The sequence below is a fragment of the Streptomyces sp. 7N604 genome, assembly GCF_052245475.1.
Taxonomy (GTDB): domain Bacteria; phylum Actinomycetota; class Actinomycetes; order Streptomycetales; family Streptomycetaceae; genus Streptomyces.
Window position 1 is genome coordinate 210186 of the sequence record NZ_JBQQBX010000002.1, and the last position, 22711, is coordinate 232896.

Below are 22711 nucleotides of genomic sequence, written 5' to 3' on the forward strand. Positions count from 1 at the left end.
CTACTCCTGTCCGAGCGGTCGGAGTTCGTACTTCGGATTGAACAGCACCCGGCGGCCGTGGCTCATGGAGATCCGGCCCGATGCGATGAGTTTGCGGCCCGGCTCTATGCCGACGATGGACCGGCGCCCGAGCCATACGACGTCGAGCGCGGCCGAGCCGTCGAACAGCTCGGCCTCGAGCGCGGGCACACCGGCCCGCGGCCGCAGCGTGACCGTCCGCAGGGTGCCGGTGACCTTGACGATCTGGCGGTCGCCGCAGTCGCTGATCCGCGTGCACCCCTCGGCCTCGGCGGCCTGCTGCAGCTCGTCTGCGTGCAGCTCCTCCTGGGTGGAGGACAGCCGGTCGAGCATGCGCCGGAACCGGCCGGCCGGCTTCTGGGAACGGGGGACGGCACTCATACCGGAAGCGTACCGGTGCCGGGCCCGCCGGATCACGGGCCGAGGGAGCACGTCTCGCGCCATCACCGCTCGAGCCCGCCGGGCTCGGCGCGCCGCACGGCGGCCCGCAGCCGGGCGAGCGGCTCGTCCAGCCCTAAGGGCTTGGTGACGTAGTCGTCGGCACCGGCGTCGAGCGCCCTCGGCCTTCTCGTCGGAGATCTGGCGACGCGGGCCGATGGATCGGACAAATCAGGCGGGAGGCGCGCTTACGCTGCGTATTGACGCAACCCACACGGGCTTCGCACCGGGCCTCGTGCGGGAGTGCCGAGGCTGCGAGGATGACCCGCATGACAGACGTACGGGCCGCGCACACCGCGGAGTTGGGCGACGGCGAGCTCAAAGCCATCCGGACGCTTCTCGACGCAGCCTTCGACGGCGACTTCTCCGAAACGGACTGGGACCACACCCTCGGCGGCGTCCACGCGACGGTGTGGGACGGCGACGAGCTGATCGGGCACGGCGCCGTGGTGCAGCGGCGCCTGCTGCACGGCGGCAGGGCGCTGCGCACCGGCTACGTGGAGGGCGTCGCGGTTCGCGCCGACCGGCGCGGGCAGGGGCACGGCACGGCCGTGATGACGGCGCTGGAGCGGGTCGTGCGCCGGGCGTACGACCTGGGGGCGCTGTCCGCGGCGGGGGGCACGGCCGGCTTCTACGCGGCCCGGGGCTGGCAGCGCTGGCAGGGCCCGACATGCGTGCTGGCTCCGTCGGGTATCGAGCGCACCGAGGAGGACGACGGCAGCACGTACGTACTCCCGGCCGGCGCGAGGCTCGACCCGAAGGGGGTCCTGGTGTGCGACTGGCGGGACGGCGACGTCTGGTAGGCCCTGGACAGTCCCGCATACGCGGAACCGGCCCGCTCCCGTCGGAGGGGCGGGCCCGCCGAGCTCGCCGGTACGGGAGCGGGCGAAGCCGCGTACGAGCGCGAAAAGCCGGTGGGCCGCACTCCCTGTGAAGGAGTGCGGCCCACCGGCATGGGCATGGGCTCGATCAAGCCGCCGTCAGCGCACCTCGCTGATCTCGGGACCGCGCTGGAGCCGGTCCACGCCGCCCGCGAACCGCGAGCCCTCGGCCTGCTCCTGCTGGACGCCCTCGGGCACCATCTGGGCGTCGTCCGGCAGCTTGAGCACGATCGGGTCGCGCGGAGCCATCGGCCCTTCGCCGCGCACCACGACCGTGTCCCTGAAGATCTGCTCCAGCAGCCCCGCGGCCTGCGGCTGCACCGCGCCCTGCCCGGAGATCACACCGCGCAGGAACCAGCGCGGCCCGTCGACACCGATGAAGCGCACCAGCTGCACGCCGTTGGTGCCGTCCGGGAGCTGTACGGGTACCTGGGCGCGCAGCTCCCAGCCGAGCGGGCCCTCGACCTCGTCGACCACACCGCCCTGCTGGGTGATGCCCCCGGCGATCTCCGCACGGATCTCGCCCCAGATGCCTTCCTTCTTGGGCGCGGCGAACGCCTGCAGCTGCACGGCGCTGTCCCGCAGCACCACGGTCGCGGCGACGATCGAGTCCCCTGCGACCTCGACCCGCAGCTCCATGCCCTCGACTCCGGGCACGAAGATCCCGCCCAGGTCCACTCGGCCTTCGCCGGGGTTACCGACCTCGGAGATGTCCCAGGGGCCATCGGGGCGCGGGGCCGGCGGCAGGCTCACCCGGCGGTGCCCGCCGGTGTCCTCCGCGGCGCTGTCCGGCTCGAACTCGTCCGAGCCGACGCCGTCGGCCAGCCGGTCGGCTGCGCCCGCAGTATTCTCAGCGTCTGCGCGTCCCTTGCGACGACGTCCGAACACGTCACTGTCCTTCCCGGTCGGCAACGACCGCTGCGTAATCATTTCCCCCGGCGGAGCCGCCCACCGCGGCATGGCCGCCGGTGGACCCGAAGCCTCCATCGGCCCGTGCGGAGCCGGGAAGCTCCGCCACTTCGTGGAAGCGCACCTTCTCGACCTGCTGGACGACCAGTTGGGCAACCCGGTCGAACCGCTCGAACCGTACGGTCTCCCGCGGGTCCAGATTGACCACGATCACCTTGATCTCTCCACGGTACCCGGCATCGACCGTCCCGGGTGCATTCACGAGGGCCACACCGCAGCGGGCGGCGAGGCCAGAGCGCGGATGCACGAAGGCCGCGTACCCGTCGGGGAGCGCGACGGACACACCGGTCGGCAGGACGGCCCGCTCGCCGGGGGCCAGCTCGGCGGGCTCCGTGGTCACGAGGTCGGCGCCCGCGTCGCCGGGATGACCGTACGCGGGGATGGGCACCTGCGGATCCAGCCGCCGGATCAGGACGTCGACAGGGGGACGGCTCACGGGTTCACCTCGAATGCGCGCGCGACCTTCACGTGGTCCGGATCGGCGAGCGCGGCCTTGATCTCCGCGTCCCGGCCGTGCTCGATGAAGTGGTCGACCTTGACCTCTATGAAGAGCGCGTCGGCGCGCACGGCGACCAGCCCGTCGGGGCCGTCGATCCGGCCGACGGCCGATGAGTAGATCTTGCGGCCGTGCACCGCGGTGACCCGCGCGTCCAGGTGCAGCACGGTGTCCACGGGCACGGGCCGGACGAAATCGGTCTCCAGCCGCCCGGTCACCGCGACCACGCGCAGCAGCCAGTTCAGCGAGCCCAGCGTCTCGTCCAGGGCCGTGGCCAGGACGCCGCCGTGCGCGAGGCCGGGCGCGCCCTGGTGCGCGGGCCTGACGGTGAACTCGGCGGTCACGCTGACGTCCTCGCCCGCGCGCGCTGCCAGCTGCAGACCGTGCGGCTGCTCTCCGCCGCATCCGAAGCACTGACCATAGTGGGAGCCGAGGAGCTCGCCGGGCGGAGGCGCTTCGGGGTGCCGTACGGGCGGCCTGGCACCTGCCGGCGGCCTCAGCGATGCAGTTGGTCCACTCACGAGTGCTGACCCTACCCGCGCACGCGGGGCGCGAGCGCGCGCGTGCCAAGCTTGTGCGCATGCAGTCCTACGAAGAACGCCTGACCGCGCCGCGGTCGTGGTGGGCCGTCGCGGTCCTCGCGGGGCTCTCCCTGGCGCTGATCCTGCTCCCCTTCGGCACGCTGCCGATGCTGGGCGGGCTGATCGGCGGGGTGGCGCTGGCGGCGGTCGCGGTGAGCTCGTACGGCTCCGCGCGGATCCGGGTGGTGGCGGGCTCGCTGGTCGCCGGGGGCGCGCGCATCCCGGTCGAGGCACTTGGAGAGGCCGAGGTGCTGGACGCGGACGAGGCGGCCGCCTGGCGGACGTACAAGGCCGACCCGCGGGCGTATCTGCTGCTGCGCAGCTACATCCCCACCGCGCTGCGGGTGGAGGTCACGGACCCGGCGGACCCGACGCCGTACGTCTATCTGTCGACCCGGGATCCCGAGGGGCTGGCCGCCGCGCTGGCGGCCGTACGGGCCTGAGGCGGCACCGGGGCATCATCGGGGGCCGGAGAGGCCCGGAGGGGAGAGCCTGGGTGGTCAGCTCCCGGGCTTCCTGAGGTGGTCGTGGTGCTGGATCGCCTTGGGGCTGCCCGGCTCCTCGATCTCGTGGGGCAGCCCGGCGGACGGCAGGGCGTCCCAGGGGACCTGGCGCTTGCGCAGGTCCTTGCGGATCTTCTCGGCGACCCTTCTGGTGTCCCGCCGGTTCATCGCGGCGCCGACGGCGGCGCCGATCATGAACGGCAGGAGGTTCGGCAGATTGCGCATCGTGCGCTTGAGGACCTGCTGCCGCAGCTCCCGCCTCATCTGGACGCCCAGGGCCGCGTTGACGGTCAGCGGTCTGGTGACGTCGATGCCGCGCTCGTCCGCCCAGGATCCGAGATACGCGGTCGCGCGGTGTTTGAAGGTGCCCGGAACCCTGATCCCGTAGACCTCGTGCAGCTCGGCGATGAGCTTGAGCTCCACCGACGCGACGCCGACGATCTCGGCCGCGAGTTCCGCCGGCATCGCGGGCGGCACGGGCATCATCGCGGCGGCGCCGACGCTCGCCCCGACGGCCGAAGAACCCTTGGCGGCCCCGGCAATCAGCTTGTCCGCGATCTCCTCGGGACCGAGTCCCGGGAACTGGCGGCGCAGCGTGGCGAGGTCGCGCACCGGAATGCGCGGCGCGGTCTCGATGATCCGGTCGGCGACCATCGAGAGTCCGTTGCGGGCGCCCCGTCGGCCCTTGCTCACGCCACGGCCGGCCGCTGCTGCGAGCGAGGCCGCCCGGCCTCGCTCGCCGCGTGCGCCCGGAGAGGACCGCCGCCGCCCGAAGGGACCTCTGCGGAGCGGCGTGGAGCCTGTCACGGCCGGCCTGTCCCTCAGGCCGCGCAGTCGCGGCAGATCGGCTGGCCGTTCTTCTCCGCTGCCAGCTGGCTGCGGTGGTGCACGAGGAAGCAGCTCATGCACGTGAACTCGTCGGCCTGGCGGGGCAGCACCCGCACGGACAGCTCCTCGTTGGAGAGGTCCGCACCGGGCAGCTCCAGGCCCTCGGCCTGCTCGAACTCATCGACGTCTACGGTCGAAGTCGACTTGTCGTTCCGCCGGGCCTTCAGTTCCTCGATGCTGTCCTCATTGAGGTCGTCATCGGTCTTGCGTGGGGTGTCGTAATCCGTTGCCATGTCGCTCTCCCCCTCTGGGTGTCTGCGGTGTCTCCAGCGCACGTAACGCGTGAGAGGCCGGACTTGTGCCCGACCCGAGGCGGAGATTTTGCCTCACATCAAGGTCTGTTACTCAATCGACACCCAACCGCACCCCTGAAGAGGTGATCGGCTTGGATGGCGATCGGGACCGTACACCGTCCTGTTGTCGCACTACACACGGCCTCCCCGTGTACTTCCCGTGATCAGGACCCCCGGAAACCAGGATCTTCCCGGCTTCTGGAACCGCTTATGACCACGGAGAGTAGATGGCCGAAAATTCGCCCATGTGATCGATCACACACGGTCGCCCGCGGAGATTTCCGAGCATAACTCGGGAAATTCCGCTCAAAGCGAACCACCCCCTCTCCCGGCCACCTCAGACGGGAAGGATGACGCGCAGGACGAGCCCGCCACCCTCGCGCGGCTCCGCCGTGACGCTGCCGCCGTGCGCCCGTGCCACGGACCGGACGATCGAGAGACCCAGACCCACCCCCCTGTCGCTGCCGGTCCGTTCCGTCGTACGGAGCCTGCGGAACGGCTCGAAGATGTTGTCCAGCTCGTACGCCGGGACCACGGGTCCCGTGTTCGAGACCACCAGCAGTGCCTGGCCCGGCCGGGTCTCGGTGGTGACCTCGACCCAGCCCCCGGGGTGGTTGTAGCGCACGGCATTCTGCACCAGGTTCAGCGCGACCCGCTCCAGCAGCACGCCGTTGCCCTGGACAACGGCCGGTACCCGCTCCCCGCGCAGCCCCACCCCCTTGGACTGGGCCTCCTCGCGGGTCTGCTCCACCACCTGCGAGGCGACCTCGGACAGGTCCACGGGCTTGCGGTCGACGATCTCGTTGTCGCTCCTGGCCAGCAGCAGCAGACCGTCCACCAGCTGTTCGCTGCGCTCGTTGGTGGCCAGCAGCGTCTTGCCGAGCTGGGTCAGCTCGGGGGAAGCGGCGGGGTCGGAGAGCTGGACCTCGAGCAGCGTGCGGTTGATCGCCAGCGGCGTGCGCAGCTCGTGCGAAGCGTTCGCCACGAAGCGGCGCTGGGCATCGAAGGCCCGCGCCAGCCGGTCGAGCATCCCGTCGAAGGTGTCGGCCAGCTCCTTGAACTCGTCGTCGGGACCGTCGAGTTCGATCCGCCGCGACAGGTCGGTGCCGACCACCTGGCGGGCCGTACGGGTGATCCGGCCGAGCGGCGAGAGCACCCGTCCGGCCATCGCGTAGCCGAAGGCGAAGGCGACGACGCTGAGGCCGAGGAGGGCGAGCAGCGAGCGGCGCAGGAGGTCGTCGAGCGCGACCTGCTTCTGGTGGTCCATGCAGGCGTCGAGGACGACGTTGGCCTCGTCGGCCGACATCCCGGGCCTGAGATCGGGACACGCGTTGCTGGTCAGCTGCACCTTGCTGCCCGGGAGCAGTTTGAACAGCGGCTCGTTCCCGACGTTGAGCGCCTGCGCGGCCAGCAGGTAGATGATCGAGAGCAGCAGGATGCCCGCGATCAGGAACATGCCGCCGTAGAGCAGCGTGAGCCGTATCCGGATGGTCGGGCGCAGCCAGGGGAAGGGACGGGAGGGGTGGCGCGGGTCCCAGGTGGGCTTGGGCGGCGCCGCGGGGGGCGCCGGGGTCTGGGTCATCGCGTCAGATCCGGTAGCCGGAGCCGGGGACGGTGACGATCACGGGCGGCTCTCCGAGCTTGCGGCGCAGGGTCATCACGGTCACCCGGACAACGTTGGTGAAGGGGTCGGTGTTCTCGTCCCAGGCCTTCTCGAGAAGCTGCTCCGCGGAGACCACGGCGCCCTCGCCGCGCATCAGCACCTCGAGCACCGCGAACTCCTTCGGCGCGAGCGGCACCTCCTTGCCGTTCCGGAACACCTCCCGCCGGTTCGGGTCCAGCTTGATCCCGGCGCGTTCCAGGACGGGCGGGAGAGCCACGGTCGTACGGCGCCCCAGAGCCCGTACGCGCGCGGTGAGCTCGGTGAAGGCGAAGGGCTTGGGGAGGTAGTCGTCCGCGCCGATCTCCAGGCCCTCCACGCGGTCGCTGACGTCGCCGGACGCGGTGAGCATCAGGACGCGGGTCGGCAGGCCGAGTTCGACGATCTTGCGGCACACGTCGTCGCCGTGCACCAGCGGGAGGTCACGGTCGAGGACGACCACGTCGTAGTCGTTGACCTCGATGCGCTCCAGGGCGGCGGCGCCGTCATACACGACGTCGACGGCCATGGCCTCCCGGCGCAGTCCGGTGGCCACCGCATCGGCGAGCAGTTGCTCGTCCTCGACGACGAGTACGCGCACGGCGCATTTCCTTCCCTACGGGCCTGTGGGCAGGCCGGATATCCAACGGTCGAAGCCCCTCCATCCTGCCTCGAAGGCTCATAAACCGGAGGTAAGGGGTTCGGGCGGAAGGGGAAATTCAGGAATCTCCGCATCTTGAGGTTTCCCTGAGGTGACGGGAGGGGAGGACGAATGCACACCCGAGATCACGCCCTGTACGCGGCATGCCACACGGCACCCTTTTTGCGGCTGCCGAGCGCGGGTCGCCCCGCGGAGTCCGGGCGCGTGATCACCCGCCGTCGGCACACCCCCAGTGCCACCGACCCACGACGAGGGGGCGCAAATGGACGCGTTCACCGCAGGACTGCTGCAGCGCATACGAACCACGGAGTCCGACCTGACGCGCGCTCGAGAGATGGGCGATGACTTCCTCGCCGAGGTGGAGCAGGGAGAGCTGGACGACCTGCACCGCCTGGCCGCCGAGCACGGCGTGGAAATCGGCGCCCTGAGCTCCTGACCCCGGTCCTGCGGAAGCGCCCCGGCACCCAAAGGTGCCGGGGCGCTTTCGCGTCCGTCGGGCCGCGGCCGCGCAAGGCGCGCGCTGTGTGCGGGGGACCCGTGGCGCGGGCCGGCGGCGCCGGAACGGCCGCGGGCACGGCAGCAGGATCCGGGACCGCCGGGAGGGTCAGTGGCTCAGTCGTGCCAGGCGCCCAGTTCGTCCAGGAGCTGCTGGAGGGGCTCGAAGAGGCCCGGGGAGGCGGCGACCGCCAGTTCGGTCGACAGGGACTCGCCCGGGCGCCCGCCGGTGCGAGCACCCGCCTCGCGGGCGATCAGCTCGCCCGCGGCGAAGTCCCACGGGTTGAGCCCGCGCTCGTAATAGCCGTCGAGCCGGCCGCAGGCCACATCGCACAGGTCGATCGCCGCGGACCCGCCGCGCCGGATGTCGCGGACCCTCGGCAGCACGTTGCGCACGATCTCGGCCTGAGCTGCGCGGCGCTCGGTCACATAGCCGAAGCCGGTGCCGACCAGGGCCTGCTCCAGGCTCGGCGCGGGGCGGGCCTCCAGGCGCCGGTCCCCGACGTACGCGCCCTCGCCGAGCACCGCCCGGAACGTCTCGCCCCGGCTCGGGATCTCGACCACGCCCACAGCCGTCTCGCCGTCGATCTCCGCGGCGATGCTGACAGCCCATGCCGGGAGCCCGTAGAGGTAGTTGACCGTGCCGTCGATGGGGTCGATGACCCAGCGCACGCCGCTGCTGCCTGCAGTACTCGAGCCCTCCTCCCCCAGGAAGCCGTCGTCGGGGCGCGCCTCGGAGAGATAGCCGGTGATCAGCTTCTCGGACGCTATGTCCATTTCGGTGACCACGTCGATGGCGCTGGTCTTGGTCGCGGCGACGCCGAGGTCGGCCGGGCGGCTGTCGCGCAGCAGCGCCCCAGCCCGGCGGGCGGCCTCCAGGGCGAGGGTCAGGAGTTCGTCCTTGAGCCGGTCGGTCACAGTGCTCCCTGGTCCTGCTGTCGGGGGTACGGGCTGTCGGCGCCCGCGGCAGCGGGGCGCGGCGCCCGGGCGGGGCAGCAGCCCACCGGGCAGAGGTCGTGGCTCGGGCCGAGCGCGCCCAGCGCGCCGCGCTCCACCGCACGCCCTCGCTCCACGGCCGCGCGCTCCACAACCAGGTCGCGGATGCCCGCCGCGAAGCGCGGGTCGGCTCCGACGGTCGCGGCCCGGGTGACCGGCAGCCCCAGCTCCTCGGCCTTGGCCGCGGCCTCCGTGTCGAGGTCGTACTTGACCTCCATGTGGTCGGAGACGAATCCGATCGGGACCATCACCACCGCCGGAGCACCCGCGCCGTGCAGCTCCTCCAGGTGGTCGCAGATGTCCGGCTCCAGCCAGGGGATGTGCGGGGCGCCGCTGCGCGACTGGTAGACGAGCTGCCAGGGGCGGTCGACCCCCGTGGCCTCCCGGACCGCACCGGCGATCTGCCGGGCCACGTCCAGGTGCTGGGCAACGTACGCGCCGCCCTCGCCGTGCGCCTCGACGGGCCCCGAGGTGTCGGCGGCGGAGGTCGGGATGGAGTGCGTGGTGAACGCCAGGTGCGCCCCGGCCCGTACGGCGGCGGGCAGCCCGTCGAGCGCTGCGAGCGTCGCGTCGATCATGGGCTGTACGAAGCCGGGGTGGTTGAAGTAGTGCCGCAGCTTGTCCACCCGCGGCAGCGGCAGCCCCTCGGCGTCCAGGGTGGCGAGCGCGTCCGCGAGGTTCTCGCGGTACTGGCGGCAGCCCGAGTACGAGGCGTACGCGCTGGTGGCGAAGACCAGGATGCGCCGCCGGCCGTGGACCGCCATCTCGCGCAGGGTGTCCGTCAGATAGGGCACCCAGTTGCGGTTGCCCCAGTACACGGGCAGCTCGACGCCGTGTTCGGCGAAGTCCTTGCGCAGCGCGTGCAGCAGCTCGCGGTTCTGGGCGTTGATCGGGCTCACGCCGCCGAAGAGGAAGTAATGCTGCCCCACCTCCTTCAGACGCTCACGGGGGATGCCGCGGCCGCGGGTGACGTTCTCCAGGAACGGCACGACATCGTCGGGGCCTTCGGGACCGCCGAAGGAGAGGAGGAGCAGAGCGTCGTACGGGGCGTGGGCGGGCTGTTCGGGCATGCCCTCGATCCTGCCACCCTCGTCTGCGCTGCGCCGGGTCCGCCCCCGCGCTCACCCCCGTAAACCGGTGGCGCCGGGCTCCCGGGCCCCTTGTAAGCCATGTCGGCCTTTGACGCTCCTCACGCCGGTTGTGGGCATTCGTTCCGCGGGGGCGGAACGGGCGGGCACAACCCGGCCACCGGCGTGCGGCCGCGCACTAGACGGATCCCCGGCGGAGGGTTGCGCGCCGTTGCCGGGTGCGGGTCGGTTGTGCCCACCCGTTCCACTCGAGGAGCAAAGGCCCACAACCCATTCGTCGCGACGCGGACCGTGAGTATGATCACCCTCCAACTGGCCGGGATCCTGCCGTTCTGGCCGTGGCGCAGTGGTGGACGCCGCCGGGCCCGCGCGGGGTACGCGGTGCCGGCCGCGGCCGGGGCGCTCGCGGCGGCGGTGGCATTCCTGGGGTACCGCCGGCCGAGGCCGGCACCCGAGCGGGGAGGGGCTGCGGCAGATGACCGACAAGAGCACCGCGTGGCGCAACTGGGCAGGGAACGTCACCGCCCGCCCGGCAGGGTCCCTGGCACCGGCCTCCGCGGAGGAGCTGGCGCGGATCGTCGCCGCCGCGGCCGAGGACGGCCAGACGGTGAAGCCCGTCGGCACAGGCCACTCCTTCACGGCGACGGCGGCCACGGACGGAGTGCTCATACGGCCGGAACGGCTCACCGGGATACGGGAGATCGACCGCGCCGCGGGAACCGTCACGGTCGGCGCCGGCACGCCCCTCAAGCAGCTCAGCCAGGCGCTCGCCGCCGAAGGCCTGTCGCTGACGAACATGGGCGACATCATGGAGCAGACGGTCGCCGGGGCCACCAGCACCGGCACACACGGCACCGGCCGCGACTCCGCCTCCATCGCCGCCCAGATCACGGCACTTGAGCTGGTCACCGCCGACGGCTCGCTGCTCCGCTGCTCCGAGAAGGAGAACCCCGAGGTCTTCGCGGCCGCCCGGATCGGTCTCGGCGCGCTGGGCGTCGTCACGTCGATCACCTTCGCCGTGGAACCGGTCTTCCTGCTGACCGCGCGCGAGGAGCCGATGCGCTTCGACCGGGTGACCGCGGAGTTCGGCCAACTCGTCGCGGAGAACGAGCACTTCGAGTTCTACTGGTTCCCGCACACCGCCAACTGCAACACCAAGCGCAACAACCGCAGCGCAGGGCCCGTCGCACCGCTCAGCCGGGTCAAGGGCTGGATCGACGACGAGCTGCTCTCCAACGGCCTCTTCCAGGCGGCCTGTTCGGTGGGCCGGGCCGTGCCCGCCGCCATCCCCGGCATCGCGCGGATCTCGAGCCGCGCCATCTCGGCCCGCACCTACACCGACATTCCTTACAAGGTCTTCACCAGTCCCCGCAGGGTCCGTTTCATCGAGATGGAGTACGCCGTCCCGCGCGAGGCCGCGGTCGATGCGCTGCGCGAGCTCAAAGCCATGGTCGACCGCTCGGATCTGCGGGTCGGCTTTCCGGTGGAGGTACGGGTCGCCCCGGCCGACGACATCGCTCTGTCCACCGCGTCGGGGCGGGAATCCGCGTACATCGCCGTTCACATGTACCGGGGCGCCCCGCACCAGGCGTATTTCACCGCGGTCGAGCGGATCATGACGGCTTATGACGGGCGGCCGCACTGGGGCAAGCTGCACAGCCGCGACGCGGAGTACCTGGCCGGGGTGTATCCGCGCTTCGGCGAATTCACGGCGCTGCGCGACCGGTTGGACCCCCAGCGGGTGTTCGGCAACGCGTATCTGCGGCGCGTGCTGGGGGACTGAACCGGCCGAACTGCCGCCCGAGGCGCCCCCCGTGCCGGTGGCCCCTTGAGCGGAGTAATCCGTTCCGATTCGGTGGGTTCTGTGAAAACCCCACGTGGTCTCCGCGGCCACGACGGCCAACTCCCTTTCGGGCGACAAGTTCGGCGGCGCGGCGGGTCCACCCAGGTGGCCCGAATGGAGTACTGTGGCGAGCCCTGGCTCCGGCATCCCATCCTGCCGTCCGGACCTACCGGGGGGCCGGAGGCGGCACTCGGATCGGTGGAGCCGCGGCGGAACACGGGTAACGGCGTGCAGAAACGATCGACACGGTCACTGAGAGTTGCAAATAGGTAACCGTGTCATAACGGCTGATCCGGGCGCATGCCCGACACGCCGGGCAACTCGGCAATGTTGTGGCAGGCTGCACCCGGGCAGGCCACACTCGTCTAGCGGAAGCAGCGACGCACGTGACGTCGGCAGGCACCACCCGGGAGGTCCCCATGCCCGAACTGCGTGTCGTGGCCGTCAGCAACGACGGCACACGGCTGGTGCTGAAGGCTGCGGACAGCACGGAGTACACGCTTCCGATCGACGAGCGGCTCCGCGCCGCCGTGCGCAACGACCGCGCCCGGCTCGGGCAGATCGAGATCGAAGTCGAGAGCCACCTCCGGCCCCGCGACATCCAGGCGCGTATACGAGCCGGTGCCTCCGCCGAGGAGGTCGCTCAGCTCGCCGGCATCCCGGTCGACCGGGTGCGGCGCTTCGAAGGCCCGGTCCTCGCCGAGCGCGCCTTCATGGCCGAGCGGGCCAGGAAGACGCCCGTCCGCCGGCCCGGCGAGAACACCGGACCGCAGTTGGGCGAGGCGGTTTCGGAGCGGCTGCTGCTGCGCGGCGCCGACCGGGAGACCGTCCAGTGGGACTCCTGGCGGCGGGACGACGGCACTTGGGAAGTGCTGCTCGTCTACCGGGTCGCGGGCGAGCCGCACTCGGCGAGCTGGACGTACGACCCGCCACGGCGGCTCGTACAGGCCGTGGACGACGAGGCGCGGGCGCTGATCGGCGAGACGGACGACACGCCGGAGCCGAGCTTCCCGTTCGTGCCGCGGATCGCGCGGCTGCCGCGCGAGCGGACGGACGAACGGTCCGAGCGGACCGACCGGCCCGCCGACCGGTCGGCTCCGGCCCCCGCGCCGGAGCCGGAGGAGAGCGGTGACCGGGACTCGCTGACCAGCCTGTTGGAAGCGGTGCCGAGCTTCCGTGGCGACATGATCGTGCCGGAGCCTGCGGCGGCGCCGCCCGAGGAGTCGGACGAGGAGCCGGAGACCCCGGCGGAGCCGGCGGCTCCGGCCGCGGCCGGAGCGGGTTCCGCTTACGCGGACGTGCTGATGCCGCGGTCGGTGGCCGGTCACCGGGACCGGCTCACGGGCACGACGGACCGTCAGGCCGAGGCGGACGGCGTCCGCCCGGGCCGCCGCGCGGCGGTCCCGAGCTGGGACGAAATCGTCTTCGGCACGCGCCGCAAGAAGCAGGACTGACCGCCCCAAGGCGGCTCTACGAGGAACCCCCGGCCTCCGGCCGGGGGTTCCCTTTTCCCGCCGACCCGCCCCGAAGGGGGCGGGGGGGGCACGCACCCGGTCCGGAGCCGGGAGGCGCTCGCCGCGCTGCCGTCCGCTCGAGCGCGGGCACGACGAGCCGTGGTGAGCGGGCGAATCCCGGCCGGAGGCCCAGGGTTCCTTCTTCCCGCCCATCCGCCCCAAAAGGGGGCGGCCGGCGCGGACTTTGGCCCCGGGGCCGGGAAAGCGGCGGTTGAGCACGGGCTCCGGCCCGGAGCCGGGCGGCTGCTCGCCGCGGGGCCGTGCGGTCAAGCACGGGCACAACGTGGCGTGGTGAGCGCGCGAATCCCGCTTGGAGGCCGGGGGTTCCCTCCCGCCCGCTCCACAGGGGCGGAAGCGATTCCGGCCTGAGGCCCGAAAATGCCTGGGCGGGCCGGGAATCCCGAAGGGGCGGGTGGCACGGATTTCGGGCGGAGGCTCGGGGATTGGGGGAGTCAGCCCGGGTCGGCGCCGGTGGCCACCGGGCGGCTGGGGTCGGAGGACCATTCGCTCCAGGAGCCGACGTAGAGCGCGGCGGGGATGCCCGCGACGGCGAGCGCGAGGACCTCGTGCGCCCCCGAGACCCCCGAGCCGCAGTAGACGCCGACCCGCGCCTCCTCCTTCGCGCCCAGCGCCGCGAACCGCTCCCGCAACTCCGGCGCGGACCGGAAGCGCCCGTCCTCCGTGGTGTTCTCCGTCGTGGGAGCGGACACCGCACCCGGGATGTGCCCGGCGACCGGGTCGATCGGCTCGACCTCGCCCCGGTACCGCTCCCCCGCCCGCGCGTCCAGCAGCACGCCCGAGCGCGCGAGCGCCGCCGCGTCGTCCGCGGAGAGCAGCGGAAGGGCACCGGGCCGCGGGACGAAGGTGCCTTCCGCGGGCTCCGGGGCCTCGGTCGCGAGCGGCCGCCCCTCGGCGGTCCAGGCCGCGAGACCGCCGTCCAGGACACGTACGTCCTCGTGTCCCGCCCACCGCAGCAGCCACCACGCCCGCGCCGCGCCCCACCCGGGACCGCCGTCGTATGCAACGACCGGCCGGTCGGCCGAGACGCCCGCTCTGCGCATCGCGGCACCGAAGACGTCGAGGTCCGGGAGCGGGTGCCGCCCGCGGCCCGCGCCCGCGGGTCCGGCCAGCTCGGTGTCGAGGTCGATGTAGACGGCCCCCGGCAGGTGACCCTCGTCGTACACGGGCCGTCCCGGCGGGCCGCCGAGCTGCCAGCGCACGTCGAGCAGGACCGGCGGGCGCTCGCCCGCGGCCTCGCCCGCGAGTTCGGATACGGTGATGATGGCATTCATGGTGCCCATCCTCGCGCAGTCCCGCCTGCGCCGTGCCGTGCACCCGCGCACACCCGCGAGGCCCGAAACGGCCCCCTGATGGCACAGGTACGCCATGAGCAACGGCCGCCGAGACCGAACCGCAATAACGCAGAAAAGGAAGCGAAATACCAAATCGGGCATCGTCCGGCGGGAACCAGCCGATTGCGGCGCGGTCGAGGGTTACTGCGCGTGCTGGAGTGCAAGCATCTGGTGGGCGCCCGCAGCGCACAACAGGTACGGCGGCGCGCCCTGCCCCCGCACGGCCACCACGATGGTCCGAGGAGAGAGTGACGATGACCGGTGCACCGACTCGGCGCACTCCGGGCACACCCTGCTGGGTGAGCCTGATGGTTCACAGCCTGTCCACAACCCAGGACTTCTACGGCGCCCTGTTCGGCTGGACGTTCAGTCCGGGTCCCCAGCAACTGGGCCCGTACGTCCGCGCGTATCTCGACAACCGGGTCGTCGCCGGGATCGGCGAGCTGCCCCGCGGACGGCACCTGCCGGTCGCCTGGACGACCTACATGGCCTCGGACGACGCCGATGCCACGGCCGAGCAGATCCGCGCCTGCGGCGGCACCGTCGGCGTGGGCCCGCTGGACGCCGGGGAGGCCGGACGGCTGGTCATCGCCTCGGACACGACGGGCGCCGTGTTCGGCGTCTGGCAGGGCGGCGAGCACCTCAGCGCGGAGCTGTCCGGCGAGCCCGGCACACCCGTCTGGAACGAGCTGCTGACCCAGGACACTTCGACGGTCGCGAAGTTCTACGCGGCCGTCTTCGGCTACGACACCGAGTCGGTCCTCCCGGCCGGCCTCGACGATCTGACCCTGCATCTGGAGGGGCGTCCTGTGGCCGCGATCCACGGTGTGGGGAACGGGCTGCGGCGCGACCGCGGTCCGCACTGGATGACGTACTTCGCGGTTGAGGACACGGATGCGGCGGCGCGCAGAGTGGCCGAGCTGGGCGGCCGCGTGGTGCGGCCGCCGTGGGACGCTTCGATGGGGCGGCTCGCGACGGTCGAGGACCCCGAGGGCGCGGTCTTCACGATCGTCGCCGTTGCGCGCTGAACAACGGCCGGAACAGCAGGCTGAACAATGGCCTGAACAGCGGCGCCGGGTGATGCGCTAGCCGCAGCCGTCATCGGCGGTGTCGACCGGCAGCACATCGGGCGACAGCGCGGCAGCCCGCGCGGCGGCCGCGGTCATCCTGCGCCGGTGGTGGCGCCGGCACAGGACCTCGTAACCCACCTCGTCCTCGGGCCTGTTGACGTCGCCGACCACGACCTGGGCTCCCTCGACGACCATCCGCCCGCCCACCGTACGGGCGTTGTGGGTGGCGCGGGCGCCGCACCAGCACAGGGCCTCGACCTGGAGGACCTCGACTCGGTCGGCGAGTTCGACCAGCCGCTGGGAGCCGGGGAAGAGCTTGGTGCGGAAGTCGGTGGTGATCCCGAAGGCGAAGACGTCGAGCCCGAGGTCGTCGACGATCCGGGCGAGCTGGTCGATCTGCCCGGGCTCCAAGAACTGCGCCTCGTCGGCGATCACGTAGTCGGCGCGGCCGCCGGCAGAGAGGTGCCCGACGAGATGGGCGTAGAAGTCGAAGCCGGGGCCCGCCTCGGTCGCCTTCGTGACCAGACCGAGCCTGGAGGAGAGCTTGCCCTCGCCCGCCCGGTCGTCCCGGGTGAAGATCAGCCCCTCCAGGCCCCGGGCCGAGCGGTTGTGCTCGATCTGCAGAGCGAGGGTGCTCTTGCCGCAGTCCATCGTGCCGCTGAAGAACACCAGCTCGGGCATGGAGTTGTCGGGCCTTTCTTCGGGCTTCAGGCTTCAGGCGGGCTCGGGGGCGCGACTCATACGGTCAGGTGCTGCGCACTTCGAGGAGCGGGACGAGCTGTTCGATGGCCGTCATCGAGCCGTGCAGGCCGACCATGGACGACTCGTGCGGCTCGCTCTCCAGGGCGACGATCGCGACGTCGTCGCAGGCCGCGGCCACGACATCGCCGATCCGCCCGTAGACGCGCTCGTCCACCCCCGCCCCGGGCGGGCCGAACCAGCCCACCTCGATCGCCTCGTCACGGGTCGCCACCCACATCCGGTCGCCCAGCACCTCGCTCCAGACCGCGGCCACGTCGCCGGCGGCTCCCGGCACCGCGTAGACGTGCCTCGCGCGCCCCTCGCCGCCCAGCACCGCGACTCCGGCGCGCAGTTCCCAGTCCTCGTCGAAGTCGATCCGGGATTCCGGGTCGAAGGGGATGTCGATCATGCCGTGGTCGGCGGTGACATAGAGGACCGAGCGGGGCGGCAGCTGCTCGGCGAGGCGCTGCGCGAGCCGGTCGACGTACGCGAGCTGGCCGCGCCAGGCGTCGGAGTCCACGCCGAAACGGTGCCCCTTGCCGTCCACTTCGCTGTAGTAGGTGTAGACGAGCGAGCGGTCCGCTGCGGCCAGCTGCTCGGCTGCGAAGTCCATCCGCTCCTCGCCGGAGAGCCTGCCGAGGAAGCTGCCGCCGCTCAGCGCGATCTTCGTCAGCGGGGTGTGCTGGAAGTCGGGCGAGGTGACCTGGCAGGTGTGGATCCCGGCGGCTTCGGCGAGTTGGAAGACGGTGGGGTACGGCTGCCAGACGTGCGGGTCCGTCCAGGGCTTCCAGCGCAGCTGGTTCATCAGGGCGCCGGTGTCCGGGTCCAGGACGGTGTAGCCGGGCAGACCGTGCGCGCCGGGCGGGCGGCCGGTGCCCACGGAGGCCAGGGATGTCGCGGTGGTGGACGGAAAGCCGGCCGTTATCGGCGCACCGGTGCCGCCGCGCGAGCTCGCCAGAAGACCGGTGAGGAACGGCGCTTCGCCGGGATGGGCCTTCAGCAGCTCCCAGCCGAGCCCGTCGACCAGGAAGACGCAGACGCGGTCGGCCGGCTCGAGACCGAGCCCCGCGGACAGACCCGGCACGCCCTGTCCGGCGACGACGGTCGGCAGCAGATCGGCGAGCGAGCCCGTGCCGTACTCGGGCGCGGGTGCGCTGCGTGGGTCGAGGGCGGCGGGCTCGTGCCGGCCGGAGCCTTCGGTGGCGGCCTGGACCATCAGCGGCCGGACACGGAGGCCGCGGTGGCCTCGGACAGCGCCTGTGCGAAGGCCAGCGTCTGCCGGACCGAGTCGGGGCCGTCGCCTGCCTCGCTGACCCGGAGGCTGAGGTCGTCGGCGGTGGAGGAGCCGGTGTAGCCGTGGTCGGCCTCGCAGTTGGGGTCACCGCAGGCGGCGGGCTCGAGGTCGATGCGGCTGACCGCGCCCCAGCCGATGGTGAGGACGACCTCGCGGGGCAGGTTGCCGGGGGTGTACGACTCCGGGTTGGCGACGACCCGGCTGACCACGACCGAGGAGATCCGGTCGAGCTTGACGGACTCGGTGGAGGTGGTGGCGTACGGCGAGGGGGACGTGCCGTCGGCGGCCTGCTCGTCGGTGTGGCTGACGATGAAGCGGGTGCCGGTGAGGACGAGGACGGTGACGTGGCGGCGGACCTCGTTGGCGTCGAAGGTCGTCTCCTGGTGGACCAGGTAGGACGCGACCGGCTCACCGCCCACGGCGGCCTCCACCGCCTCGGCCACGAGGGCCGGGTAGTAGCCGCTGCGCTCGATCGCCGCGCGCAGCCCTTGGGTCGTCGTACCGGTCTTCGCCATGCGGCCATCCTAAGGGGCCGCGGGCCCCCCGAGCCTCCCCCGCCGTGGCCCGGGCCCGCGCGGGCCCCGGGCGCGGGGCATAGCACCCAGCAGCGGCTGGGAGAGTTCGGCACCACCGGACCCCACCGTCCCGCATCTCGCCGCCGCGGCGGCAAGCTCTCTCCGCGGCAGCGGCGAGAGGTGGGCGGTGCCGAACCGGCCCCGGCCACACCTGCGGCGCTCCCCCGGGCGGGCGTCCGCGACGGGCCAGCGGTGGGAAGGAAGGGCACTTCGCTCAGTACGCCGGGAGGCGGCGGGGGCCCAGGTCCGCGGGGGCCGGGCGGGGGGCCAGGCTGACCGATGCGCCGAGGACCGTCAGCCCCTGCGGCGCGACCACCACCGGCTCCAGCTCGACCCGGACGACCTCCGGATGGTCGTCGACGAGCCGCGAGACGCGCAGCAGCAGCTCCTCCAGGGCGGCCGTGTCGACGGGCTGGGAGCCGCGCCAGCCGAAGAGCAGGGGCGCGGTCCCGATGGACCGGATCAGCTCGGCGGCGTCACGGTCGGTGACGGGGACCAGCCGGTGGGCGGTGTCGCCGAGCAGCTCCGAGGGGGCGCCCGCGAGTCCGAAGGAGAGCACGGCTCCGGCGGCCGGGTCGATGGCGGCCCGTACGACGGTGTCCACGCCGCGCGGCGCCATGGCCTGGACGACCGGCCGCAGCTCGTCTGCCTTGCCGAGGTGGTCGGTGAACTCCTGGTGGGCGCGGCGCAGCGCGGTCTCGGTGGTCAGGTCGAGCCGGACGCCGCCGAGGTCGGCGCGGTGCCGCAGGTGGGGCGCGGTGGTCTTGAGGGCGACCGGGTAGCCGAGCCGGGCGGCGGCCGCGGCCGCGGCGTCCGGGTCGGGGGCGGGGAGCGTGGGCCGTACGGCGATGCCGTAGCGGGCGAGCAGGCGCGCCGCGTCGTCGGGGGCCAGCGGGCTGCTGCGGGGCACCGGGCCGCTGCCGGGCTCGCTCGGGGCCCGCGTGTCGCCGTCCCCCCCGACCCCGAGCAGGGCGTCGATGTCCGCCCCTGCCGCCGCCTCCTCGATGTCCTCGTACTCCGGCACCCGCCCCGGCTCGGCTGCCTGCCGCCGCCACTGCGCGTACCGCACGGCCTCGGCGAGGGCCCGCACCGCGCGCTCGGCGGCGGGGTAGGTGGGGATCCCGGGGGCGCCGAGAGCCTCGGCGAGGCCCTCGATCTCGAGGTGGACCACGGCCACCGGCTTGGCCGCCCCGCCGTCCGCGACCGCCTGCCGGAGGGCCGCGGCGAGGGCCCGCCCCTCCGCCGGCCGGTCGGCCTCCGTGGCGGCGTCCTCGCCGGCCCAAGCGGCGTCCTCGCCGACCCAGGGGATCGCGTTGACGACGACCGCGTCGCAGATGTCGTCGGCCAGGGCGGCGGCCACCGCCTTGCGGTAGTCGTCGGGGGTGGCGGCGGTGGTGAGGTCGCGCGGCCGGAGCGGGCGGAGGCGCTCGGTCAGGCACGCGTCGTACGTCAGCAGCCCGAGGGACTCGGAGTTGCCGAGGATCGCGACGCGCGGCCCCGCGGGCAGCGGCTGCCCGGCGAGCAGCAGCCCGGCGTCGGCGAGCTCGGTGACGGTGCCGACGCGGATGACGCCGGCCTGCCGGAGCAGGGCGGAAACGGTGGCGTCGGGGATACGGGTGGTGGGCACGGTGTGGCCGGTCGGCGCGCTGCCCGTGTGCCGGGCGCCCTTGACGACCACGACGGGCTTGACGGCGGCGGTGCGCCGGGCGAGCCGGGTGAACTTCCGCGGGTTGCCGATGGATTCGAGGTACATCAGGACGACGTCGGTGTCCGGGTCGTCGTGCCAGTACTGCAGGAAGTCGTTGCCGGACACATCCGCCCGGTTGCCCGCGGAGACGAACGTGGAGAGCCCGATCTGCCCGGCGCCGCGCCGGTACAGCCCGGAGAGCAGCGCGATGCCGATGGCGCCGGACTGGGTGAACAGGCCGAGCCGGCCGGCCCGGGGCAGCTCGGGCGAGAGGGAGGCGTTCAGCCGTACGGCCTCGGCCGTGTTGAGGAGACCGAAGGCGTTGGGCCCGATGATCCGCATGCCGTACGAGCGGGCCTGCCGGACGAGTTCGCGCTGCCGCTCGCGCCCCGCGGGCCCGCTCTCCGCGTAGCCGGAGGAGACCACGACCAGGCCTTGCACGCCGTGCTCTCCGCAGTCGGCGACGACCGCGGGCACATGCTCGGCCGGTACGGCCACGACGGCCAGGTCCACCTGCTCGCCGATGTCGTGGACGAAGCGGTGGGCCTGGACGCCGGGGCCCGGGAGGTCGGGTGCGCCGAGCACCGCCCCGCCTTCGGGGAAGGCGTGGTTGACGGCGTGCACCCGCCCGGTGAAGCCACCGGCGAGCAGGTTGCGCAGCACGGTGCGGCCGACGCCGCCGGGCCTGCGGCTGGTGCCGATGACGGCGACGGAGCGCGGGGCGAGGAGCCGCTGCACGGAGCGGGCCTCGGCGCGCTGCTCCCGGCCCCGCTGGACGGCGAGGGACCGGTCGGTCGGCTCGAGGTCGAACTCCAGGCGCACCACGCCGTCCTCGAAGCTGCGCTGCTGGGTGTACCCGGCGTCCGTGAACACCTTGATCATCTTGTTGTTGGCGGGCAGCACCTCGGCGGCGAAGCGGCGGATGCCGCGCTCGCGGGCGACGGCTGCGATGTGCTCGAGGAGGGCGGAGGCCACGCCGCGGCCCTGGTGGGCGTCCTGGACCAGGAAGGCGACCTCGGCCTCGTCGGCGATATCGGGAGAGGTCGCGAAGCGTCCGTTGACGGTGGCGGTGGGCGACGGGCGGGAGGTGGCGGGCCGTCCGTCGGCGTCGATCCGGTCGTAGCGCACGGTCGCGATGAAGTCCCCGCCGACGGTGGCCGCGAGGCCGACCCGGTCGACGTAGTCGTGGTGAGTGAACCGGTGCACATCGCGGTCGGAGAGCCGAGGGTACGGTGCGAAGAAGCGGTAATACTTCGACTCGTCCGAGACCTGCTCGTAGAAGCGCACCAGGCGCTGCGCATCGTCCGGAGTGATCGGCCGGATCTGTGCCGTGCCGCCGTCACGCAGCACGACGTCGGCCTCCCAGTGGGCCGGGTAGGCGTGTTCCGGCGTCGTCTGCATGGGGACAAGCGTACGGGCGCGGGGCGGAGCGGAGCACTCCGTGCGCCGTGAGAGACTGGACGGAACTACTGGTCTAGACAACGTCGGGAAACCTGACACGACCCGAAGGGCAGCACCATGGTTGAGCGCCGCGTCACCGTCGGCTGGAACGAGGGCCTGCACGCCCGGCCTGCTTCGATCTTCGTCCGCGCGGCGACCGCCGCAGGCGTCCCCGTGACGATCGCCAAGCCCGACGGCAACCCGGTCAACGCCGCCTCCATGCTCGCCGTGCTCGGCCTGGGCGCCCAGGGTGGCGAGGAGATCGTTCTCGCGTCGGACGCCGATGGCGCCGACATCGCTCTGGACCGTCTGGCCAAGCTGGTCGCCGAGGGTCTCGAAGAGCTTCCGGAGACTGTCTGAACCGTCCGGACCCGACTCGGCGAAATACGCAAACGAGCCGCGGTGGACCTTTATGGCCACCGCGGCTCCGTCGTTCGGAAGTCGCTTTTCTTTTCCGCGCGGAATTCGCCCCTCGTTGTATACGGGAGTTCTGTTAATTCTGCGCGCTCAATCTGTTTACGGAGTGTTTCGAAGTTCTCACATGGCCCGGGCGGCGCAGCCGGTAGCCCGCGAGGGAGCGCTCGGTGTGCACGGTCATCAGGGCACGCGCGCGGTCGGCGTCGCCCCGGGCCACCGCGTCGGCTATGGCCGCGTGTTCCTCCCAGGAGTCGGCGGCCCTGACCGGCGCGTCCGACGCGTACACCCAGGTGATCTTGCGGCGGACCTGGGTGAGCAGGGCGGCGAGGCTGGGGCTGCCCGAGGCCTGGGCCAGGGTCTCGTGAAACCAGCCGCCCAGCGACCGCAGATCCGCCAAGTGCCCGCGGCGGGCGCGCTCCTGACCCAGCCGCACGAGCCCGCGCAACACCTTGAGGTGCGCTTCGGTACGGCGCTGTGCGGCGCGCGCGGCGCCCAGCGGCTCCAGCAGGGCACGGATGTCGAGGAGGTCGGCCGCCTCCTGCTCCGACGGCTCGGCGACGCAGGCTCCGGCATGCCTGCGGGTGGTCACGAAGCCCTCGGACTCCAGGGTGCGCAGGGCCTCGCGGACCGGGACGCGGGAGACGCCGTAGCGGCGGGCCAGGACCTCCTCGGTCAGTCTGCTGCCGGGGGGATGCACGCCGGAGACGATGTCGTCCCGGATCGCCTGGCACACCGCGTGCGCCGGAATGCGGCCCGTGGCCACCGCATCGCCGTTCACATCCGACCCCGCATAGCCGGTCCTCCGCTTTAATCCCCGTGAAACATGCTCGAT

Annotated in this window: 23 protein-coding genes and 1 pseudogene; 7 read left to right on the forward strand and 17 right to left on the reverse strand. The window is 72.6% G+C overall.

Annotated features, from left to right (window positions below):
- Positions 1 to 399 carry an OB-fold nucleic acid binding domain-containing protein gene (locus ACTWP8_RS03135; RefSeq protein ID WP_443320603.1) on the reverse strand — a complete coding sequence of 133 codons (399 nt, stop codon included), beginning with the start codon at positions 397 to 399 and terminating at the stop codon, positions 1 to 3.
- Positions 400 to 473: 74 nt separating this feature from the next.
- Positions 474 to 603, reverse strand: a pseudogene (locus ACTWP8_RS03140) (DNA-binding response regulator); the annotation flags it as partial.
- Positions 604 to 716: 113 nt separating this feature from the next.
- Here ACTWP8_RS03140 and ACTWP8_RS03145 point away from each other — a divergent pair.
- On the forward strand, positions 717 to 1259 hold the full coding sequence (locus ACTWP8_RS03145) for a GNAT family N-acetyltransferase (protein ID WP_443320604.1): 543 nt from the start codon (positions 717 to 719) through the stop codon (positions 1257 to 1259).
- Positions 1260 to 1436: 177 nt separating this feature from the next.
- Here the strand turns inward: ACTWP8_RS03145 and ACTWP8_RS03150 are convergent, their stop codons facing one another.
- The 3 genes from ACTWP8_RS03150 to ACTWP8_RS03160 are packed head-to-tail and all read right to left on the reverse strand — an operon-like array spanning position 1437 to position 3323.
- Entirely contained in the window at positions 1437 to 2225 is a 789-nt protein-coding gene (locus ACTWP8_RS03150; RefSeq protein WP_443320605.1) for a DUF3710 domain-containing protein, read from the reverse strand.
- 1 nt (position 2226) lies between these two features.
- Positions 2227 to 2742, reverse strand: coding sequence for a dUTP diphosphatase (dut, locus tag ACTWP8_RS03155; protein ID WP_443315474.1), 516 nt, complete (start codon positions 2740 to 2742; stop codon positions 2227 to 2229).
- Complete coding sequence (locus tag ACTWP8_RS03160) at positions 2739 to 3323, reverse strand: PaaI family thioesterase (RefSeq protein ID WP_443320606.1); 585 nt, start codon at positions 3321 to 3323, stop codon at positions 2739 to 2741. The genes dut and ACTWP8_RS03160 overlap by 4 nt, the downstream gene beginning before the upstream one ends.
- A gap of 59 nt (positions 3324 to 3382) precedes the next feature.
- Between ACTWP8_RS03160 and ACTWP8_RS03165 the strand changes: the two genes are divergently transcribed.
- Positions 3383 to 3826, forward strand: coding sequence for a DUF3093 domain-containing protein (locus ACTWP8_RS03165; RefSeq protein ID WP_443320607.1), 444 nt, complete (start codon positions 3383 to 3385; stop codon positions 3824 to 3826).
- A 57-nt stretch (positions 3827 to 3883) separates the two neighbouring features.
- Here ACTWP8_RS03165 and ACTWP8_RS03170 read toward each other — a convergent pair whose 3' ends face one another.
- The 4 genes from ACTWP8_RS03170 to ACTWP8_RS03185 all read right to left on the reverse strand — a co-directional run bounded on the left by ACTWP8_RS03170 (position 3884) and on the right by ACTWP8_RS03185 (position 7307).
- Positions 3884 to 4786 carry a hypothetical protein gene (locus ACTWP8_RS03170; protein ID WP_443320708.1) on the reverse strand — a complete coding sequence of 301 codons (903 nt, stop codon included), beginning with the start codon at positions 4784 to 4786 and terminating at the stop codon, positions 3884 to 3886.
- Entirely contained in the window at positions 4708 to 5007 is a 300-nt protein-coding gene (locus tag ACTWP8_RS03175; RefSeq protein ID WP_360852194.1) for a DUF4193 domain-containing protein, read from the reverse strand. Before ACTWP8_RS03175 ends, ACTWP8_RS03170 begins: the two co-directional genes overlap by 79 nt.
- A gap of 397 nt (positions 5008 to 5404) precedes the next feature.
- Positions 5405 to 6649: a sensor histidine kinase gene (locus ACTWP8_RS03180; protein WP_443320608.1), complete on the reverse strand. Its 1245-nt coding sequence runs from the start codon at positions 6647 to 6649 to the stop codon at positions 5405 to 5407.
- Between the two features lie 4 nt (positions 6650 to 6653).
- Entirely contained in the window at positions 6654 to 7307 is a 654-nt protein-coding gene (locus ACTWP8_RS03185) for a response regulator transcription factor (RefSeq protein WP_443315479.1), read from the reverse strand.
- 322 nt (positions 7308 to 7629) lie between these two features.
- Here ACTWP8_RS03185 and ACTWP8_RS03190 point away from each other — a divergent pair, with 322 nt between their 5' ends.
- Positions 7630 to 7803: a hypothetical protein gene (locus ACTWP8_RS03190; RefSeq protein WP_443315480.1), complete on the forward strand. Its 174-nt coding sequence runs from the start codon at positions 7630 to 7632 to the stop codon at positions 7801 to 7803.
- A 176-nt stretch (positions 7804 to 7979) separates the two neighbouring features.
- On the opposite strand, the gene ACTWP8_RS03195 is transcribed toward ACTWP8_RS03190, so the two are convergent.
- Positions 7980 to 8780, reverse strand: coding sequence for an inositol monophosphatase family protein (locus tag ACTWP8_RS03195; protein ID WP_443320609.1), 801 nt, complete (start codon positions 8778 to 8780; stop codon positions 7980 to 7982).
- Positions 8777 to 9928, reverse strand: coding sequence for a ferrochelatase (locus tag ACTWP8_RS03200; RefSeq protein ID WP_443320610.1), 1152 nt, complete (start codon positions 9926 to 9928; stop codon positions 8777 to 8779). Before ACTWP8_RS03200 ends, ACTWP8_RS03195 begins: the two co-directional genes overlap by 4 nt.
- Positions 9929 to 10421: 493 nt before the next feature.
- Here ACTWP8_RS03200 and ACTWP8_RS03205 point away from each other — a divergent pair, with 493 nt between their 5' ends.
- Positions 10422 to 11729 carry a D-arabinono-1,4-lactone oxidase gene (locus ACTWP8_RS03205; protein WP_443320611.1) on the forward strand — a complete coding sequence of 436 codons (1308 nt, stop codon included), beginning with the start codon at positions 10422 to 10424 and terminating at the stop codon, positions 11727 to 11729.
- A 446-nt stretch (positions 11730 to 12175) separates the two neighbouring features.
- A complete protein-coding gene (gene sepH, locus ACTWP8_RS03210) occupies positions 12176 to 13243 on the forward strand; it encodes a septation protein SepH (RefSeq protein ID WP_443320612.1) in 1068 nt (355 codons plus the stop codon).
- A gap of 512 nt (positions 13244 to 13755) precedes the next feature.
- Here sepH and ACTWP8_RS03215 read toward each other — a convergent pair.
- Positions 13756 to 14595 carry a sulfurtransferase gene (locus ACTWP8_RS03215; protein WP_443320613.1) on the reverse strand — a complete coding sequence of 280 codons (840 nt, stop codon included), beginning with the start codon at positions 14593 to 14595 and terminating at the stop codon, positions 13756 to 13758.
- A 314-nt stretch (positions 14596 to 14909) separates the two neighbouring features.
- Here ACTWP8_RS03215 and ACTWP8_RS03220 point away from each other — a divergent pair, with 314 nt between their 5' ends.
- Positions 14910 to 15683, forward strand: coding sequence for a VOC family protein (locus tag ACTWP8_RS03220; protein WP_443320614.1), 774 nt, complete (start codon positions 14910 to 14912; stop codon positions 15681 to 15683).
- 57 nt (positions 15684 to 15740) lie between these two features.
- Here the strand turns inward: ACTWP8_RS03220 and ACTWP8_RS03225 are convergent, their stop codons facing one another.
- The 4 genes from ACTWP8_RS03225 to ACTWP8_RS03240 form a co-directional block, all read right to left on the reverse strand.
- A complete protein-coding gene (locus ACTWP8_RS03225) occupies positions 15741 to 16406 on the reverse strand; it encodes a thymidine kinase (RefSeq protein ID WP_443320615.1) in 666 nt (221 codons plus the stop codon).
- A 64-nt stretch (positions 16407 to 16470) separates the two neighbouring features.
- Positions 16471 to 17682, reverse strand: a complete 1212-nt coding sequence (locus ACTWP8_RS03230; protein ID WP_443320616.1) for an alkaline phosphatase family protein — start codon at positions 17680 to 17682, stop codon at positions 16471 to 16473.
- The gene (locus ACTWP8_RS03235; RefSeq protein WP_443315500.1) at positions 17682 to 18275 is read right to left on the reverse strand and encodes a DUF5998 family protein; all 594 of its coding nucleotides are present in this window, start codon (positions 18273 to 18275) and stop codon (positions 17682 to 17684) included. The genes ACTWP8_RS03230 and ACTWP8_RS03235 overlap by 1 nt, the downstream gene beginning before the upstream one ends.
- 274 nt (positions 18276 to 18549) lie before the next feature.
- Positions 18550 to 21423, reverse strand: a complete 2874-nt coding sequence (locus ACTWP8_RS03240; protein WP_443320617.1) for a bifunctional acetate--CoA ligase family protein/GNAT family N-acetyltransferase — start codon at positions 21421 to 21423, stop codon at positions 18550 to 18552.
- A 117-nt stretch (positions 21424 to 21540) separates the two neighbouring features.
- Between ACTWP8_RS03240 and ACTWP8_RS03245 the strand changes: the two genes are divergently transcribed.
- The gene (locus ACTWP8_RS03245; protein ID WP_443315502.1) at positions 21541 to 21822 is read left to right on the forward strand and encodes an HPr family phosphocarrier protein; all 282 of its coding nucleotides are present in this window, start codon (positions 21541 to 21543) and stop codon (positions 21820 to 21822) included.
- A gap of 133 nt (positions 21823 to 21955) precedes the next feature.
- Here the strand turns inward: ACTWP8_RS03245 and ACTWP8_RS03250 are convergent, their stop codons facing one another.
- Positions 21956 to 22657: a GntR family transcriptional regulator gene (locus ACTWP8_RS03250; RefSeq protein ID WP_443315503.1), complete on the reverse strand. Its 702-nt coding sequence runs from the start codon at positions 22655 to 22657 to the stop codon at positions 21956 to 21958.
- Between the last annotated feature and the right edge of the window lie 54 nt (positions 22658 to 22711).